The sequence below is a fragment of the Aquihabitans sp. G128 genome (assembly GCF_019048865.1).
Taxonomy (GTDB): Bacteria; Actinomycetota; Acidimicrobiia; order Acidimicrobiales; family Iamiaceae; genus Aquihabitans.
Window position 1 is genome coordinate 1,029,534 of sequence record NZ_CP077604.1, and the last position, 18,342, is coordinate 1,047,875.

At 73.8% G+C, this 18,342-nt stretch carries 14 protein-coding genes; 4 read left to right on the forward strand and 10 right to left on the reverse strand.

Annotation, left to right across the window (positions count from 1 at the left end; translation table 11 throughout):
- The first annotated feature begins 101 nt into the window (after window positions 1–101).
- Window positions 102–1,787, forward strand: coding sequence for a hypothetical protein (locus KSP35_RS04790; RefSeq protein ID WP_216999400.1), 1,686 nt, complete (start codon window positions 102–104; stop codon window positions 1,785–1,787).
- A gap of 24 nt (window positions 1,788–1,811) precedes the next feature.
- On the opposite strand, the gene KSP35_RS04795 is transcribed toward KSP35_RS04790, so the two are convergent.
- The 9 genes from KSP35_RS04795 to KSP35_RS04835 form a co-directional block, all read right to left on the reverse strand.
- Window positions 1,812–2,654, reverse strand: coding sequence for a HEAT repeat domain-containing protein (locus KSP35_RS04795; RefSeq protein ID WP_216999402.1), 843 nt, complete (start codon window positions 2,652–2,654; stop codon window positions 1,812–1,814).
- A 36-nt stretch (window positions 2,655–2,690) separates the two neighbouring features.
- On the reverse strand, window positions 2,691–3,632 hold the full coding sequence (locus KSP35_RS04800) for an aminoglycoside phosphotransferase family protein (protein ID WP_216999405.1): 942 nt from the start codon (window positions 3,630–3,632) through the stop codon (window positions 2,691–2,693).
- Window positions 3,633–3,681: 49 nt separating this feature from the next.
- Window positions 3,682–4,920 (reverse strand): cytochrome P450, encoded by a 1,239-nt coding sequence (locus KSP35_RS04805; RefSeq protein ID WP_216999407.1) that lies wholly within the window; start codon window positions 4,918–4,920, stop codon window positions 3,682–3,684.
- Between the two features lie 7 nt (window positions 4,921–4,927).
- Window positions 4,928–6,058, reverse strand: a complete 1,131-nt coding sequence (locus KSP35_RS04810) for a nitronate monooxygenase family protein (RefSeq protein ID WP_216999409.1) — start codon at window positions 6,056–6,058, stop codon at window positions 4,928–4,930.
- A gap of 55 nt (window positions 6,059–6,113) precedes the next feature.
- Entirely contained in the window at window positions 6,114–7,331 is a 1,218-nt protein-coding gene (locus tag KSP35_RS04815) for a cytochrome P450 (protein WP_216999411.1), read from the reverse strand.
- Window positions 7,328–7,957 (reverse strand): TetR/AcrR family transcriptional regulator, encoded by a 630-nt coding sequence (locus tag KSP35_RS04820; RefSeq protein ID WP_216999413.1) that lies wholly within the window; start codon window positions 7,955–7,957, stop codon window positions 7,328–7,330. The genes KSP35_RS04815 and KSP35_RS04820 overlap by 4 nt, the downstream gene beginning before the upstream one ends.
- Before the next feature lie 176 nt (window positions 7,958–8,133).
- Window positions 8,134–11,022 carry an arylsulfotransferase family protein gene (locus tag KSP35_RS04825; RefSeq protein WP_216999415.1) on the reverse strand — a complete coding sequence of 963 codons (2,889 nt, stop codon included), beginning with the start codon at window positions 11,020–11,022 and terminating at the stop codon, window positions 8,134–8,136.
- A 225-nt stretch (window positions 11,023–11,247) separates the two neighbouring features.
- Window positions 11,248–12,927, reverse strand: a complete 1,680-nt coding sequence (locus KSP35_RS04830; protein ID WP_216999417.1) for a DEAD/DEAH box helicase — start codon at window positions 12,925–12,927, stop codon at window positions 11,248–11,250.
- 282 nt (window positions 12,928–13,209) lie between these two features.
- Window positions 13,210–13,434: a hypothetical protein gene (locus KSP35_RS04835; RefSeq protein WP_216999419.1), complete on the reverse strand. Its 225-nt coding sequence runs from the start codon at window positions 13,432–13,434 to the stop codon at window positions 13,210–13,212.
- Window positions 13,435–13,567: 133 nt separating this feature from the next.
- Here KSP35_RS04835 and KSP35_RS04840 point away from each other — a divergent pair, with 133 nt between their 5' ends.
- The 3 genes from KSP35_RS04840 (at window position 13,568) to KSP35_RS04850 (ending at window position 16,623) form a co-directional block, all read left to right on the forward strand.
- Window positions 13,568–15,073: an AlkA N-terminal domain-containing protein gene (locus KSP35_RS04840; RefSeq protein WP_216999421.1), complete on the forward strand. Its 1,506-nt coding sequence runs from the start codon at window positions 13,568–13,570 to the stop codon at window positions 15,071–15,073.
- Between the two features lie 92 nt (window positions 15,074–15,165).
- Window positions 15,166–15,639 carry a nuclear transport factor 2 family protein gene (locus KSP35_RS04845; RefSeq protein WP_216999423.1) on the forward strand — a complete coding sequence of 158 codons (474 nt, stop codon included), beginning with the start codon at window positions 15,166–15,168 and terminating at the stop codon, window positions 15,637–15,639.
- An 81-nt stretch (window positions 15,640–15,720) separates the two neighbouring features.
- On the forward strand, window positions 15,721–16,623 hold the full coding sequence (locus KSP35_RS04850) for a 1,4-dihydroxy-2-naphthoyl-CoA synthase (RefSeq protein ID WP_216999425.1): 903 nt from the start codon (window positions 15,721–15,723) through the stop codon (window positions 16,621–16,623).
- 4 nt (window positions 16,624–16,627) lie between these two features.
- Here the strand turns inward: KSP35_RS04850 and KSP35_RS04855 are convergent, their stop codons facing one another.
- Entirely contained in the window at window positions 16,628–18,289 is a 1,662-nt protein-coding gene (locus KSP35_RS04855; protein WP_216999427.1) for an EAL domain-containing protein, read from the reverse strand.
- Window positions 18,290–18,342 lie beyond the last annotated feature (53 nt).

The window sequence follows — 18,342 nt, forward strand, 5'->3', positions numbered from 1 at the left end:
CGGTTTCCTCCCTGACCCGTGCGGATTCCGCCACGCACCGTGGCCGCGGCCACGCCGCCACCTCGCCTCGGGTCCGGGCCGGTGCCGGTACGGTCGCCGACGTGGGGGACCCGGGAGCGGCCGATGGGCGGGGCGGGCGGGTGCGGTTGGTCTCGGTGGTCGGGCACCTGGTGGTGGCCGTCGGGGTCACCGCTCCCCTCGCCTGGCACCTGGGCCGGCTTCCGCTCGGCGCCGAGCCCGTGGCCACGGTGCCGCAGCTCAACCTCTGGACGCTCCGCTGGACCGCCGACCGGGCGCCGCACCTGCTGTCGGGCTGGTGGGACGCGCCGATCTTCTGGCCCCAGCGGGGCGCCTTCGCCTTCAGCGAGCCCCAGCCCCTCACCGGCCTGGCCTACGCCCTGGCCCGCCCGGTCTTCGGCACGGTCGGCGGCTACTCGTTCCTGCTCCTCGCCACCCTGGCCCTGAACGGCATCGCCGGCGCCGCCCTCGCCCGCCGCCTCGGGGCCACGACCGTGCCGGCCTTCCTCGCCGGCGGCCTCGCCCAGGCCCTCCCGTTCGTGTTCGACCAGCTCGGCGTGCTGCAGCTCACCGCACTCTGGCCCCTGCTGGCCGCCACCTCCAGCTTGATCGCCTGGCTGGGCGAGCCCCGCCTGCGCCACGCCCTCCTGCTCGGTGCGTCCCTGGCTGCAGCGGTGGGGACGTGCGGCTACCACGCACTCCTCTTCGGCCTCTGCCTCCTGGCGGTGGCCCCGCTCGTGGTGCGGTGGGCGTGGCGGGCCGACGCCGGCGCTCGGCTCGGCAGCGCCGCCGCGGGGGTCGGGGTGGTGCTGCTGCTCGCCGGCCCGGTCGCCCTCGGCCAGCAGGAGCGCCTGCGAGGACGCCGCTGGCGGGCCGACACCATCCTCGCCGGCTCGGCCTCGTGGCACGAGTGGCTGCCTTCGGGCCCGTACTGGCCGGGCTGGCCCCTCGTCCTCCTCGCCACCACGGGGACCGCGCTCGGCCTCGCCGACGGCCGCTCCGGCCGTTCGGAGCGCACCTCCGTCACCGGCGGGGCACCGACGCCTCCGGGCGCCGATAGGCGGTCGGGGACCGTGGTGCTGCTGGTGCTGGCGGTGACCTCGTTCCTCGCGTCGCTGGGGTCGCGCCTCAGCGTGCTGGGGTGGCGGCCGTGGCCGCTGCTCGTCGACCACCTCGACGCGGTGGCCCGGCTGCGCTCGCCGTTCCGCGCCGTGGCCGTGACCCAGGTCGCGCTGGTCGGCCTCGCGGTCCCCGCCGTGGGCTGGCTCTGGGATCGCCGCCACGCGGCGGTCCGAGCCGGCGCGCCAGCGGCCGTCGCCCTGGCCGTGCTCGCCGCCGGCACCGGCAGCGGCCCGCTCGTCGAGGCCGCTCCTCCCCCGGGCCGCTGGGCCGCCTGGCTCGCCGCCCACCCCGACGGCACCCCGGTCGCCTTCCTGCCCTTCGCGCCCGGCCCCGCCGTGGAGGACTTCGCGCCGACCACCACCCGCATGCTCCAGGCCCTCGACACCGGCCACCCCATGGTCAACGGGTACTCCGGCTTCTTCCCCACCGGCCACGACGACCTCCGCGCCGTGCTCGCCGGCTTCCCCGACGGCAACAGCACCACGGCCCTCCAGGTCCGCGGCGTCCGCTACGTGGTGGTCGACACCGCCACCTTCGACCGCTTCGACCAGCGCGCCGCCCGAGACCTGGGCTTCACCACCGTCCTCCACGACGCCGACGCCCACCTCCTGCACGTGCCCGACCGCCCGAACGAGGCACCGGGCTGACCTCTACGGGCCGGTCGCCGCAGGTCAGGTCCGAGCGTCGGGCGCGCAGGCGACGAGCGCGGCCTCCAAGAGGTCGACGTCGACGTCCCACCAGCCCACCAGCCCCTCGAGCGCGGGCCGCAGCGCCGGGTCAGCCGCCTCACGAGCAGCCTCGACGGCGAGGCGGCCCACCGCCTCGGCTTCGAGGTCAGCCTGGATCGCCGACACCAGGCCGGGCACGTCGCGGCGGACGAGACCGATCAGCGCCTCGGCATGCGTGTCGTCGTCACCATCGAGGAGGCGGGCCTGCAGGGCGGCGCGCACCTCGGGCCCATCGGCCGCCAAGCGGGAGCCCAGGCCGAAGGTCGCCCAGTTGCGAACCTCGGCGTCCGGATCGGTCGTGAGCTCGAGGAGCGCCCGCAGCACTGGATCGCGGGCATCGAGCACCGCTCCTTCGCCCACGAGCGAGGGCAGGGCGCGGGCGACGGAACCGCGGACGCGGAAGGACGGGTGGTCGACCAGGGCCAGGAGCGGTTCGAGCGCAGCCTCGTCCCCGAGGAAGCCAAGGGCGGCGGCGGTCGAGTCGATCACCAGCGGGTCGGCCTCGCCGCCCCCGAGCAGCGCGAGCAGGCGCGGCACGCTCGTCGAGGCGAACGGCGAGCCGTCCGCCTCGCCGAGGCGGCCGAGCACGTCGGCGCCCAGGGCTCGGGCTTGGGGGCGGGCGTCACCCAGCAGGTCCGTGGCGCGGTCTCGGATGCCGGCGGTGCCCCGGTGCTGCAGCTCGGCCACGCAGCCGTCGTAGACCTCGCGGTCGTCGCCGGCCAGCAGGTGGACGGCCAGGGCGTGGGCCACCAGCTCGTCGTCGGAGAGGTCAGCAGGCCCGGTCACGGCCGCCGAGGCTACCGACCGCGCCGTCCACCGCGGTCAGCGCTCGTCGTCGAGGAGGAGGGTGCGAAGGGTGTGGCGGGCGACGGCGCGGAGGGGGTTGGTGGTGGTCGAACCGGCGAGGAGGGCGACGGCGAGGCAGAGGGCCCAGGCCTCGGCGCGCCGCCACGTGTCTGGGTCGATGCCGGCACCGGCCCAGATGGCGGCGCCCGCGGCCGCGGTGCGGAACGCGGGGCGAGCGGCGGCGGGCAGCAGCGGCCAGGCCACCGAGAGGTCGGTGGCGGGGTCCCCAGCGGTGAGGTCGCCGAAGTCGAGCACGCCGCTCAGCACGCCCCCGTCCACCAGCAGGTTGGCGAGGTGGAGGTCGCCGTGGATCCACTGCGGCGCGCGATCCCAGGCCGGCGTGCCCACCAGCGCGGCCCAGCGGGCCTCGACCATCGACCGGTCGACGCCCGGCCCGAGGGCGAGGCCCTCCGCCGCGATCCGATCCAGCCCTTCGGCCAGCTTCACGGAGCGGTCCGCCAGGGGCACGCCTCGGTACGGGTTCGCCGGGGCGTCGACCGGCGCGCCGCGGTGGAAGGCGGCGAGGAAGCGACCCAGCCGACCGGCGGCGTCGAAGGGGTCGGCGATGGTCGACCGGGCGGCGATGGCGCCCGGCAGCCAGGGCCCGACCGACCACGGCCACGGGTATCCGCAGCCCGCCACCCCGGTGCGCAGGGGCGAGGAGGTGGCCAGGCCGCCGTCGGCGACCGCCGGCAGGTCGGCGAGGAGCTCGGGCACCCAGCGCTGCTCGTGGCGGACCAGCGCCACGCCTTCGGTCCGCCTCGGCAGGCGAGCCGTCAGGTCGGACCCCACGCGGAACACGGTGTTGTCCCAGCCCTCGGCCACCCGCTCGACCGGCAGACCCGCCAGGTCCGGGTGCTGCTCCGCCAGCAGGGCGCGCACCAACTGCGCGTCGAGCTGCAGGGGCCCCGCCGTCACGTCCACCCTCCGAGGATGCCAGACGCCGGGGCCCGAGCCGTGTGGCCGCTCAGTACTTGACCGGGAGGCCCTTGATGCCGTTGAGCCAGGCGCTGCGGAGGCGGCGGGGCGGTCCCAGGGCGGTGATGTCGGGCAGGTGGTCGGCGATGGCGTTGAACATGAGGTCGATCTCCATCTTCGCCAGGCTGGCGCCGATGCAGTAGTGGGCGCCGCCGCCTCCGAAGCCCACGTGGGGGTTGGGGTCCCGGAGGATGTCGAAGGAGTGCGGGTCGTCGAACACGGTCTCGTCGTAGTTGGCCGACGAGTAGCAGATGCCCACCCGCTGCCCCTTGGCGATCTTGACGCCGTGCAGGTCCTGGTCCTCCGTCGCCGTGCGCTGGAACAGCACCACCGGCGTGGCCCAGCGCACGATCTCATCGGCGGTGGTGCTCGGCCGCTCGCGCTTGTAGAGCTCCCACTGGTCCGGGTGGTCGAAGAACGCCTGCATGCCGTGGCTGATGGCGTTGCGGGTGGTCTCGTTGCCGGCCACCGAGAGGATCAGCACGAAGAAGGCGAACTGCTCCGAGCTGAGCGACTCGCCGTCGAGGTCGGCGGTCACCAGCTTGGTGGCGATGTCGTCCATGGGGCACGCCTTGCGCTCCTCGCCGAGGCCCATGGCGTAGCCGAGGATCTCGGCGGCGGCGACGGCGGGGTCGATGTCGTACTCGGGGTCGTCGTAGGCGATCATCTGGTTCGACCAGTCGAAGATCTTCCTGCGGTCGTCCTGCGGGAAGCCCACCAGGTCGGCGATCGCCTGGAGGGGCAGCTCGCAGGCGATGTCGGTCACGAAGTCGCCGGTGCCCTTGGCCTTGGCTTCGGTGACGATCGACAGGGCGCGGGCGCGCAGGGCGTCCTCGATCTTGGCGACGGCACGCGGGGTGAAGCAGCCGCGAGACACGATGCCGCGGACCTTGGTGTGGCCCGGGGCGTCCATGTTGAGCAGCATCAGCTTCTGGACCTCGCGCTCGTCGGGGCCGACGTCGGCCCCGAACTTCACGATGGCGGTGTTCTCCTCGGCCGACCACCCGGTCTTGGCGCAGGAGATGGCCTTCACGTCCTCGTGGCGGCTGACCACCCAGAAGCCGCCGTCGTCGAAGCCCGACTCCTCGCGGGTCTGCGGGTTCCAGAACACCGGAGCGGTCTGGCGGAGCGAGGCGAACTCCGGGAAGGGGACGCGTGAGGCATAGAGGTCGGGGTCGGTGAAGTCGAACCCCTGGGGTACGGCGACGGCGTCGTGGACATCGGTCATGGGGTGCTCAGGCCTCCAGGCTCTGGTTCATCAGGGTGCTCATGCGCTCCATGGCGTCACCGCACTCGCTGACCATGTCGAAGATGACGTCGCGGGTGGGGCGGACCTTGTCCATGCGGCCGACGATCTGGCCCACCGGGTTGAACTGCACGTCCTTGGCCTGGTCGGGGTACTTGTGGCCGCGCTGCACGGCGTTGGAGGTGACCATGAACTGCATCGGCATCCCGAGCGGCTTGGGGTTGCCCTCGGCCTCCCAGGCGTCGGTCCACTCGTTGCGGAGCATGCGACAGGGCTTGCCGGTCCACGAGCGGCTGCGCAGGGTGTCCTTGCTGGTGGCGTCGAACAGGCTCTGCATCTGCGCCGGCGGCACGTCGGCCTCCTCGACGGTGAGCCACAGCGAGCCGGTCCACACGCCCTGGGCGCCCATGGCCAGCGCAGCGGCCATCTGGCGGCCGCTGCCGATCCCGCCGGCGGCGAGCATCGGGGTGTCGCCCAGCACGTCGAGGATCTCGGGCCACAGGACCATCGAGCCGATCTCGCCGGTGTGGCCGCCGCCCTCGGTGCCCTGGCCGATCACGATGTCGACGCCGGCGGCCTTGTGGCGAGCAGCCTGCGCCGCCGAGCCGCATAGGGCGGCGATGAGCTTGCCCTTGCTGTGCACGTTGTCGATGACGTCGGCCGGCGGGGTGCCGAGGGCGTTGGCGAGCAGGGCCACCTTCTCGTGGGAGAGGGCGATCTCGGCCTGCGGTCCGGCGATGGCGGTGCCGAAGCCGATGAGCTCGCGCATGCGCTCCTCCTCCGGCAGCTCGGGCACGTCGTGGTCGGCCAGCAGCTTCTGGACGAACTCCCGGTGGTGGTCCGGGATGAGGGCCTTGAGCTCCTCCTCGAGCTTGTCGGCGTCGGTGGCGCCCATGCCCTCGTACTTGCCGGGGATCACGATGTCGACGCCGTAGACGTGGTCGCCGATGTGCTCGTCGATCCAGTCGAGCTCGACCTCGAGCTGCTCGGGGGTGAAGCCCACGGCGCCGAGGACGCCGAGGCCACCGGCCTTGGAGACGGCCACGACGACGTCGCGGCAGTGGGTGAAGGCGAAGATCGGGAACTCGATGCCGAGCTTCTTGGCCAGGTCGGTCTGCATGTCGCGTGTCTCCAGAGAAGGGTGGGGTTGGTGGACGGGGTGGGGCTCGGCCGGATCAGCCGTTGAGCTTGACGGGCAGGTGCTTGATGCCGTTGACGAAGTCGCTGCGCATGCGCTTGTGGGGCCCGTCGGCGGCGACGTTCGGGAAGCGGCGGACGAACTCGCGCACCATGACCTTGATCTCGGCGCGGGCCAGGTTGGCGCCCAGGCAGAAGTGGGCGCCGCCGCCGCCGAAGGTGAGGTGGTCGTTGCCCTGGCGACGGGGGTCGAACGTGTCGGGGTCGGCGAAGTGCTCGGGGTCCCGGTTGGCCGCGGCGTAGTAGATGACCACCTTCTCGCCGGCCTTGATCTCCTGGCCGCCGACCACGGTGTCGACCGTGGCGGTGCGGCGGAAGTTGTGGATGGCGGCCCCCCAGCGGAGGAACTCCTCGGTGGCCGAGCTCCAGAGCTCGTCGTCGTCGATGTTGGCGGCGAGGTCGGCCATGACGTCGGGACGCTCCAGCAGGACCTGCAGCGAGTGGGCGATGAGGTTGCGGGTGGTCTCGTTGCCGGCCACGCAGAGCAGCACGAAGAACATGTTGAGCTCTTCCTTGCTGAGCCGGTCGCCGTCGACCTCGGCCTGCACCAGGGCCGTCATGATGTCGTCACGAGGGTTCTCGAGGCGATCGGCCACGATGGCGTCGCAGTAGGCGTAGATCTCCGCGGCGGCGATCTGGCCGTCCTCTTCGGAGGTGCGGAAGTCCTCGTCCTGGAAGCCCACGAGGCGGTTGCTCCAGTCGAAGACCAGGTGCCGGTCCTCGTTGGGCACGCCGATCATCTCGCAGATCACCTGGAGCGGCAGCTCGGCCGCCACCTCTTCGACGAACTCCACCTCGTCGCGCCCCTCGATGCCGGCGATGATCGCCGCGGCCTTCTCGCCGATGTGGTCGACGAGGCGGTTGATCATGCGGGGTGTGAACCCGGCGCTGACCAGGCGCCGGTAGCGCGAGTGCTTCGGCGGGTCCATGTTCAGCAGGGTCATGCGGATCAGCTCGAGGGCCTCGGGCTCGTGGTCCACCAGGAAGGTGGAGCCCAGCTCGGTGCTGAAGGTGGTGTGGTCTCGGCTGATGGCCCGCACGTCGTCGTAGCGGGTGACGGCCCAGAAGCCGGTGAACTCGGGGTGCTCGTGCCAGTGGGCGGGGGCCTCGCGGCGCAGCAGGTCGAACTGGTCGTACGGCACCTCCTTGGCCCAGGTGTCCTCGAGGAGGTCGATGTCGTTCAGGGAGAGGCTCACGGGGTGGTGGTTCCTTCGGTCTGGGGAGCGGACGGGAGGTCGAGGAGGCGGCGGAGGCCGTCGACGACGAGCTGCTGCGGGACGACGGCGGGGTCGATCCGGTACTGGAAGGCGAGGCCGATCAGGAGGGCGATGACCTGGGCGGCGAGGTCGGGGGCCGGGGCGGGCAGGGCGAAGCCGAGCTCCACCGACCAGTCGGTGAGGCCGCCGGCCAGGCCGTCGCGCATGACCTGGAAGCGCTCGGCGCCGACCACGCCCAGCTCGGGGTCGCGCACGGCGTGCAGCCAGAGCTCGAACTCGAGCAGGAGCCAGGCGTCGCCGCTCTCGCTGTCGCGCCGGACGATGCCGCCCCACAGCGCGCCGAAGCGGCTGTCGAGGTCCCGTTCGCCCTCCAGGCTGGCGGTGAGGTCGGTGATGGTCTGCTCGATCCACTGCTCGAGCAGGGCGACGAGCAGGCCCTCCTTGCCCCCGAAGTGGTCGTAGAGGGCGCCGGTGGTGCGGTCGGCGGCGGCGGCCACCGCCTCGGCGGAGCTGGCGTGGAAGCCCTTGCGGGCGAAGAGGTCGGCCGCCGCGCTCAGCAGCTGGGCGCGCGTCTCGGCCCGTCGTTCCTCCTGCGTGCGCCCCATCGCTGCGCAACGTACATCAGCGACCCAACATATGTCGAGCATCCGATGTAAGTTCGGTCACGTCCGGCGTGCGCCGTCCGGTCGCCAGCCCATCCGCTGGCGGGTGGCCGCCACGGCCGGCCCGGCGCGCCTCGACCCGCCCCGGAGGGCGGGTCGAGGCGGAGCGGACGGCGACCTCAGCCGATGTAGAGGCGCTCCATGGCCGCGCCAGGGGCGTACCAGAGCACCGAGGCCGTGCCGCCGGCCCCGACGAAGTCGCCGATCAGCGGCTGGTACCCGGCGGCGAGGGCGCCGTTGCCCGATGGCGTCGTGCTCGTGGGATCGAACGTCCAGAGCGAGGGCGCGGCGCCCGGCGTCCAGCTGAGGACCCGATCGTTGGGCCCAGCCAGGACGTAGCCCGTCCCGGGATCGGTGCTGGTGACGGTGCTCGACGTGTGGGCGCCCGAGGCGTCGAAGGACCAGAGGAAGTCGGCGCCGGGGCCGGGCGCGGAGAAGAGGAGCTCGTCGCGCTGCTCGGTCCCGGTGAAGTTGCCGACGAGCGGCGAGAACGTGCCGTTGACGGTGACGGGCAACGATCGCTGGCCGGTGGTCCCCACCGGGCCGCCGACGGTGAGCCACAGGGCGTCGCCGGCCGAACCGGGTCCGTAGAAGAACACGTCGCCCAGCCCGTCGCCGTCGAAGTCGCCGCTGACGGGCTGGTAGGTGCCGTTGATGGTGACCGAGCGGCTGGTCCGCTGGGGGCCGCCGCCCGCCGCCCAGGTGAACCGGTCGACGCGGTCCGGCGCCGTGCCCGCGGCGTACCAGAGCACCTCGTCGTAGCGGCCGCCGTAGTTCAGGCGCTGGTCGAGCACGACCGGCTTGGTCACCACCGTCGGCACGGTCACCGCCCCGGTAGCGATGACGGGCGCCCCCGTCCGAGCGCCGAGGTCGAACCGCCAGAGGTAGGCCGTGGGCTGGCCCGGCTGCCAGAACAGCACCTCGTCGCGGTCGTCGCCGACGAAGTCCCCGACCAGCGGGGTGTAGGTCCCGCTGATGGCCGGCAGGGCGAGGGAGCTGAAGCCGCCCTGCCCGTCCGCGACGTGGAGGAAGTCCCCGCCCGAGCCGGGCCGGTAGTAGAGGACGTCGTCGTTCCGGCTGCCGCCGAAGTCGCCCACGAGCGGGCGGTAGGTCTCGGTCACCGGGGGCGCCGCCGCCTCGGTGAAGGCCGTCGTGGCCCGGGCCGTGGTGCTGCGCCCGAGCAGGGAGGCCGTGGCGTCGAGCGCCTCGACGGCCACGTAGGCGGGCCGACCGGTGATGGTCGCCGTCGTCTCGAACCCGGTCCGGGCCACCGTGGCGACCGGTGCCAGGGTCCCGGGCGACGCCCCGGCCAGGATCCGCCACTGGGTGGCCCGGGTGTCGCCGTTCCAGCTCATGGCCACCGCGGTGACGACCCCGGACGGCCGCGTCGCAGCCACGGGCCGTTCCGCCGGCGCGCCGGTCCACGGGAACCGGAACTGCCGGTAGGTGCCGACGCCGGTCAGGGTGGCGTCGAGGCGCACCGCCCCGGCGGCGTCGTACTCGGTGATGGTGCCCAGGCCTCCCCAGGCCACCAGCTCGTGTCCGCCCGGGAGGCCCTGCATGGAGCCCTGCGTCGGCCCGAACAGCGCCGGGGTCCGGATGAGCTTCTTGGTGTAGGTGGCGGTGCCGGTCGCCGGGTCGAGCGTCACGACGGCCGCTCGCGACGGGCCGTTGCGCCGCACCCCGTTGTCGAAGTAGCTGTAGGACCCGCTCCCCCGGGCGGAGAAGTCGTGGGGGAAGTCCGGACCGGTGATGGCGTTGGGCTCGCCGACCAGGTTCGGGAACGAGCTGTGCTTGCCGCCGAAGCGCCACTCGATGTTCCCCGAGGTCCGATCGATCTTGTACAGCGACGACGTGATCCGGGACGACAGCAGCACGTCGCCGTCGTCGTCGAGGTCGATGGAGTTGCTGTGGAAGTAGTCCACCAGCTGACCGTCGATGGGCTGGTAGGCGTCGCTGAGCGGCACGTGGTCGAGGCTGTGCCACTCCCAGAGGACCTGCCGGGTGCTGAGGTCGACCTCCTGGAGCACGGCTTCGAGCACCGTGCTGCCGGGGGTGCAGCCGACCAGCGGGGCCACGCCGCTGCACAGGAGCGGGTTGTAGGCCATCACGTAGGCCGAGTCGTGGTCGGTGAAGCGGATGTCGTGGACGTCGGCCTGGTAGCCGTTGCCCGCATCGATGCGGGCGACCTCCCGGTAGCTGCGGTCGGCCACGATCCACGAGCCCCGGTAGCTGCCGGGCCCGTAGGGGGCGTCGCCCTCGAACCAGACCAGGGACGGCTGGCCGCCGACGGTGTCCACCTGGAGGTTGCCGGCCAGGTCGACGTCGGGCTCGGGCTTGAACCAGACCGGCTCCCCGGCGTCGTCGTAGATCATCACCCCGGCAGCGGAGTCGGCGCCGGCGCTGGGCGTGGCCATCAGGTACCCGGGTGCGGTCCCCGAGGCGGCCTGGCCGATGGTCACGCCGGGCGGGCGCAGGTCGGGCCGGCTGGCGTAGGTGGGCGCTGCGGCGGACCGGGTGCCGTTGGTGGCGACCCCGGGGGCGCCCTGCTCGTCGGCGAACAGCTGGGGGCCGGGGTGCGGGGCCGGGGTGCCGACGGTGAAGGTGTAGCTCGAGCTGGAGGCGCCGGACACGGTGGCGCCCGAGGTCACGGTCACCGTCTCGCCGGGAGCGAAGGGCGACGTCGGCGTGAACGCCACGCCCCGCCCGTCCGGCAGCGCCGCGGTGGCGCCGCGGTGGGGACCGCTGCGGCTACCGGTGGCGCTGATCGGGCCGATGGCCGCCGCCGGCGCGCCGGTGATGGTGACCGCGGTGGCCGGCGAGGCGGTCGCCGACCCCGGAGCCGGGATGGCGACGGTGGCGCCCGGCGCCGGCGCTGCGGCGCGCAGCGGTGCCGGAACGGCACCGACCACGCCGGGTCCGACGAGGCTGCCGACCACCACCGCGGCGGCCGCCACCGCCACGGCCCCCGACCGCTTGCCCGTGCCCCGCTCGCCCCGTGCTCGCATCTGCGCTCCCCTGCCCGGCGTCCCCCTGCGGACCGCGTGGGCGGACCGTAGCCGTGGGGGCCGCGGCGACCGGGGAGCTCGATGGCCAACCCGCCGAACGGGTGAGCTCGACCGCCGGTCCTCGGCGCCCGAGCGCGGCTCGACCCGCCCCGGAGGGCGGGTCGAGTCGACGTGGGGGGGCTCCGGACCGAAGCGGAGGCCGGGCCGGCTGGAGCCGGCGACGGCTCAGCCGCGGCGCTTGGCGGCCGGCGGGCGGGGCTTGCCGCTCCGGCGCTTCTTGGCCGGGCCGGCGGGGATGCCGGCGTCGACCAGCGACTCGCGCTTGGCCTTGCGGCGGGAGGCGCCGCTGGGCCGCACCTTGCCGGACCCGGCGAGGGCCCGATCGAAGGCCTCGCCGTCGGCCTGCTCGGTGCGGGCGGGGCGGTCGGCGCGCTCCTTGGCCTTCGCTGCGGCTCGCGCCTTGCGCTCCGCGCTCTCGGCCTCGCCGAAGCGGGCCTCGCGGCGCTCGGCCCGGTTGGGGCCGCCGCTCCGGGCCTTGTCGCTGTTCTTCGACGACCACGGCGAGGCCAGATCGGCGCCGTCGTCGGAGCGCTCGACGCGAGCCGGGCGCTCGCTGCGGGCGGGGCGGCCGGTGCTGCGTTCGGCGGCGGGCCGGTTCGACGGACGCGACGGCGACTCGGTGCGGAAGCGGGCGTCGGGGCGGCTGCGCCGGGCGTCGCCGTCGGCGCGGCGGCCACGCTGGTCGTTCGACTTGGGGTTGTGGCTCGACGCCGACTTGAAGGTGGCGTGGCCCTCGGGCAGCCGGGTCACGTCGGGCTCGCGCAGCTCGCCCTCGAGGCCGGCGAGCTTGCGCAGCTTGGCGGCGTCTCGCTTCTGGGCGATCGGGACCAGGGCCACCACGGTGCCGGTCTTGCCGGCGCGGCCGGTGCGGCCGGAACGGTGGATGTAGTCCTTGTGGTCCGCCGGGATGTCGAAGTGCACCACGCACAGGACGCCCTCGACGTGGATGCCGCGGGCGGCGACGTCGGTGGCCACGAGGGCCTTGACGGCCCCGCGGTGGAACTCGTTGAGCGCCCGCTCGCGCTGGCCCTGGCTGCGGCCGCCGTGGATCGGGGCGGCGGACACGCCGGCCTGGGCGAGTTGCTTGGCGATGCGGTCGGCGCCGTGCCGGGTGCGGGAGAAGACGATGGTGGGACCGGTGCGCTCGATGATCTCGGCGGTGAGCTGGGCCCGGCCCGGGCGCTCGCTGGCCCAGAAGTGGTGGACGACGTCGCCCGTCTCCTCGTCGGCGATCTCGTGGACGACCGGGTCCTTCTGGTACCCCTTCACGAGGGCGTCGATGGCGCCGTCGAGCGTGGCCGAGAACAGCAGCGTCTGGCGGTGCTCGTTGGCCATGTCGAGGATGCGGCGGACGTCGGGGAGGAACCCCATGTCGGCCATGCGGTCGGCCTCGTCGACCACCGCGAAGCGCACGTCACGGAGGTCGCAGGCGCCGCGCTCGATGACGTCGAGCAGGCGGCCGGGGCAGGCGACGACGATGTCGACGCCGGCGCGGAGCTGCTTGATCTGGGGCTCGATGCCGGCCCCGCCGTAGACGGCGAGGACCCGGAGCTCGCCGCCGAGGGCCCGCAGCTCGTCGGCCACCTGGATGGCCAGCTCTCGGGTGGGGGTGAGCACGAGGCCCTTCGGGCGCTTCGGCGCCGCCCGGGGCACGCGGGCCACCATGGGGATGCCGAAGGCGATGGTCTTGCCGGACCCGGTGGGGGCCTTGCCGCACAGGTCCCGGCCGTAGAGGGCGTCGGGGATGGTGGCGGCCTGGATGGGAGAGGGGGTGTCGATGCCGCGCTTGGCGAGGCGGCGCGCGATCTCGGCGGGGACGCCGAGCGAGTCGAAGGTGACGGACATGGAGGTGGCTCCTCAGCGCCCCGGGGGGGCGCGGATCTCGAGTTGGGGGTGCAGGGGCGGGGCCTCGACTCGGGGTCGAGGTCGACAGCCATCTCCCGCTCCTGTCGACCCCAGGGGCCGACGGGCCCACGCTGGGCCTCGGGTTCGCCTTGCGGCGTCCCCTCTCGAGATCGCTGTCCGATCGGGCCGGCGGACCGGCCCTGATCGACCCGGCGACCCTAGCAGGGCGAACGCCCGTTCCGGCAACTCCTGCAAGCAGGCCAGCTCAGCGGCCTGCGATGCTCACCCGGCGTCGACGTCGGGGTGGTCGAGGAACCAGCCGTCGAGCGCCCGGTTCCAGCGCACCACCTGGTCGGCGGTGAGGCTGTGGGCGTTCTCCTCGGTGTACACGAACCCGCACGTGCGCACGGCGTGGACGTAGGCCGGGTGGACGCCGGCCCGCTCCATCGCGTCGGTGAGGGTGCGGGAGACGTCGGCGGGCCCGGTCTTCGGCTCGTCGTCGATCATGGGCGCCAGGCTACGCCTGCGGTCCGCCGACGACGGGGACCTCGGGTCGTCGGGGCCGAGAGCCCTTGCCCGGGACGGCGTGCGTGTCCGATGCCCGCCAGTCGCGTGGCCGGCCAGAGGGCAGGATGGCCCCGTGATCGACGACGAGGAGCGCTGCTACCGGGCGGTGCAGGCCAAGGACGCCCGCTTCGACGGCTGGTTCTTCGTCGCCGTCACCTCCACCGGGATCTTCTGCCGGCCCAGCTGCCCGGCCACCACCCCACGGCGGTCGAACGTCCGCTTCTTCCGCACCGGGGCCGCCGCCCAGCAGGGCGGGTTCCGCGCCTGTCGGCGCTGCCGACCGGACACCGCCCCGGGCTCGCCGGAGTGGGACCAGCGAGCCGACCTGGCCGGCCGGGCCATGCGCCTGGTCAACGACGGCATGGTCGACCGGGTGGGGGTGGCCGGCCTGGCCAGCCGGCTGGCGGTGAGCGAGCGCCACCTGCACCGGGTGCTCGTCGCCGAGCTCGGCGCCGGACCGCTGGCGCTGGCCCGGGCCCGTCGGGCCCAGACGGCTCGCCTGCTCGTCGAGACCACGGCGCTGCCGTTCGCCGAGGTGGCCTTCGCCGCCGGCTTCGCCAGCATCCGCCAGTTCAACGACACCGTCCGGGAGGTGTTCGGCACCACCCCCACGATCCTGCGGGCCGACCGGCGCACGGCGATCCTCCGCGGCCGCGCGGGCGTGCCGGACCCCGGAGGATCGGGCTCCCCGGCGTCGCCGTCGGGGGCCGCCACGCCGATCCGGCTGCGCCTGGCCACCCGGACGCCGTTCGCCGGTCCCGAGGTGCTCGGGTTCCTGGCGCTGCGGGCCGTGCCCGGCGTCGAGGTGGCCGAGGCCGACGGCACCTACCGCCGGGTGCTCGACCTGCCCCACGGCCCGGCGACGGTGGCCCTCTCCCCCGCCCCCGACCACGTCGACGCCCGGCTGGTGCTCACCGACCTGCGCGACCTCGGGCCGGCGGTCGAGCGGTGCCGGCGCCTGCTCGACCTCGACGCCGACCCCGAGGCCATCGACGCGCTCCTCGGTGCCGACCCCTGGCTCGGGGGCCTGGTGGCCAGGGTGCCCGGCCGCCGCAGCCCTGGCGCCGTCGACGGCGCCGAGCTGCTGGTGCGGGCCATCCTCGGCCAGCAGGTGTCGGTCCCGGGCGCCCGCACGGTGGCCGGGCGGTTGGCGGCGTCGCTCGGTCGACCGCTCCCGGGTGACCTGGCGGACGCAAGCCTCACCCACCGCTTCCCCACCGCCGAGGCCATCGCCGCCATCGACCCCGCCGACCTCCCGATGCCGCGCGCTCGGGGCCGAGCGCTCGCCGCCGCCCTGGGGCGCGTGGCCGACGGTGCACTGGTCCTCGATCCCGGCTCGGACCGGGCCGAGGTGGAGGGCGGGCTGCTCTCGGTGCCCGGCATCGGTCCGTGGACGGCGGCCTACGTCGCCCTCCGGGCCCTCGGCGACCCCGACGTGTTCCTCCCCACCGACCTCGCCGTGCTGCGCGGCCTCGCCAACGTCGGCGGGCCGACCACCGCTCGGGCCGCCACCGAGGTGGCCCGTCGGTGGCGGCCGTGGCGCAGCTACGCGCTGCACCACCTGTGGCCGGCGTCCTGACCCTTCCGACCGTCCGGCCCGGTTTCTGACGGTGTGTCAGAATCGCCCGGCAGGCCGGCACAGGGGCGGCCGCCGACACCCAGGGGATCCACGTGGACGCCAACGACCTCGTCACCTACCGCGAGCTCGAGGAGCTCAAGTACCGGTACTTCCGGGCCCTCGACCACAAGGACTGGGACCTGTTCGAGTCGGTCTTCACCGACGACGCCACCGCGTCCTACGGCGGCCGGGTGTCGTTCACCGGCCCGGCCGACATCGTCGCCTACATGCGCGAGAACCTGGGCCCGACGATGATCACGCTCCACCAGGTCCACCACCCGGAGCTCACCGTGGACGGGGACGAGGCCACCGGCACGTGGTCGCTCCAGGACCGGGTGATCATGACCGAGTACCGGTTCCTGCTCGACGGCATGTCCACCTACGAGGACCGCTACCGCCGCGGCGAGGACGGCACGTGGCGCATCTCCCACACCGGCTACGAGCGGGTCTTCGAGCACATGGTCAGCTTCGACGACGTCCCCAGCTTCAACCTCACCTACAACAAGTGGGCCCCGCCCGGCGCCTGAGGCCGGTGGATCCCCGCCGGCCCCGAGGGGTGGGCTAGACCGGTCGGCGCCCTCGCCGACCCCACCCTGACGGAGCGACCCATGGTCTCGGAGCTGTTCGACCCCACCGCGTGGAAGGCCGTGCCCGGGTTCGAGGACCTGGTCGACATCACCTACCACCGGGCGGTCGACGTCGGCGTGGTGCGGATCGCGTTCGACCGGCCCGAGATCCGCAACGCGTTCCGCCCGGGCACCGTCGACGAGCTCTACCGCTGCCTCGACCACGCCCGCATGAGCTCCGACGTGGGCTGCGTGCTGCTGACCGGCAACGGCCCCTCCCCCCGCGACGGCGGCTGGGCGTTCTGCTCCGGCGGCGACCAGCGCATCCGAGGCAAGGACGGCTACCGCTACGCCGAGGGCGACACCGCCGAGACCATCGACCCGGCGCGCTCGGGTCGGCTGCACATCCTCGAGGTGCAGCGCCTCATCCGCACCATGCCGAAGATCGTGATCTGCCTGGTGCCGGGGTGGGCCGCCGGCGGGGGCCACAGCCTCCACGTGGTCTGCGACCTCACCCTGGCCAGCCGCGAGCACGCCGCCTTCCGCCAGACCGATGCCGACGTCGCCAGCTTCGACGGCGGCTTCGGCTCGGCGTACCTGGCCCGCCAGGTCGGGCAGAAGTTCGCCCGGGAGATCTTCTTCCTCGGCGACACCTACACCGCCGAGGACGCCCACCGGATGGGCATGGTGAACCGGGTGGTCGACCACGCCGACCTCGAGGCCGAGGGCCTCGAGTGGGGTCGCAAGATCCTCGGCAAGTCCCCCACCGCCCAGCGCATGCTCAAGTTCAGCTTCAACCTGATCGACGACGGCCTGGTGGGCCAGCAGGTGTTCGCCGGCGAGGCCACCCGGCTCGCCTACGGCACCGACGAGGCCGCCGAGGGCCGCGACTCGTTCCTCGAGAAGCGCGACCCCGACTGGTCCCCGTACCCCTGGCAGTTCTGAGCGCTCAGAGCCCGGGCTCGGGCACCGCCCGGCCGAACAGGTAGCCCTGCCCGAGGGGGCAGCCGAGGTCGGCCAGGGTCATGGCCTGCCGCTCGGACTCGACGCCCTCGGCGATGACCTGGAGGCCGAGCCCCTCGGCCAGGCCCAGCACCGCGTCGACGATGGCCGCCGACTGCGGGTCGTCGTCGACGCCGGCCACGAACGTGCGGTCGAGCTTCAGCCCCGACACCGGCAGGTGGCGGACGTAGGTCAGCGACGAGAAGCCGGTGCCGAAGTCGTCGAGCCAGATGGGGCAGCCCAGCGCCCGCAGGCGCCCGACCTCCGCCCGGCCGGTGCCGTCGGGCAGCAGCTCGGTGCTCTCGGTGACCTCGATGTGCACGGCCGACGCCGGCAGGGAGGCCCGCTCGAGCGCCTCGGCCACCACGCCGGTGAGCTCGTCGTGGATGAGCTGGGAGCCGGCGACGTTGATGCCCACCCAGGTGCGGTCGCCGAGGGCCCACCGCACGCCGGTGCGCCGGATGGACTCCTCGAGCACCCAGCGGCCGATGGGCATGATCAGCTCGGTCTCCTCGGCGCGGCCGAGGAAGAGCGACGGCGCCAGCAGCCCTCGCTCGGGGTGGTCGATGCGCAGGAGCGACTCGTGGCCCACGATCCGCCGGGTGCGGAGGTCGACGATCGGCTGGTAGTGCACGGTCAGCCAGCCGGCATCGAGGGCGTCCTGGATGAGCTGGTCGGTCTCCTGGCGCCGGAGCCGACCGCCGAGGCCGTCGTGGAGGTTGTGGCGCTCGACCAGCTCGGTGCGGCGCCGTTCGACGGTGACGTCCTGCACCTGCACCAGCCACCCGGGCTCGGCGCCGGGGGTGAGGTCCGGCTCCGGCTCGAGGTCGAGCGGCGAGAGGGTCAGCCGACCCCACCGCACCGCCCCCTCCGGGGTCCGGAACCGCAGGTCGAGCGGTCGGGTGACCCGTCCGCCCCATCCGGTGTTGGCCATCTGGGCCACCAGCGGCCGGTCGGGCTCGTGGACCCAGCGGCGCCAGTCGGTGCCTTCCAGTTCGGCCGGCGCTCGCCCCAGCAGGGCGGCCATGGACCGGTTGACCAGCACGGCGCGGTGGTCGAGGTCGACCACTGCGGTGGCCGCCGGGGAGCTGGCCAGCGCGGAGCGGAACCGGCGCTCGCTGAAGCGGAGCTGGTTGCGGGCCTCGACGCGGCTGGTCACGTCGCGGATGGAGCTCTGGACCTCGACGATCTCGCCCGTGTCGGGGTCGAAGATCGGCCGGCTCATGGTCTCGGTCCAGATCCAGGTGCCGTTGGCGCCGCGCGAGCGGCACACGAAGCAGGTGGGGGCGGCGTGGCCGGTCCCGAGCCCGTCGGCCATCGCCTGCTGGGTCCGCGCCCGGTCGTCCGGGTGGACCAGGTCGATCACCGAGGTGTCGATCAGGTCCCTGGCGTCGTAGCCCAGCACCGCGGCCACCGACGGCGAGACGTAGGTGATGCGCCCCATGACGTTGGCCCGGATGACCAGGTCGGTGGCGTTGGTGGCGAGCAGCCGGTAGCGGCGCTCGGATTCCGCGAGCGCTTCCTCGGTGAGGTACAGCTCGCGCTGCAGGTCTGCGTCGTTCGTGGGTTCTGCTGAGGAGGCGATGGCCAACCCGCCCGGTTCGTCCATGGTCCAGAGGTTGTTCGCCACGTTACGTGCTTTTCCTGCTGCTGACCGTGATC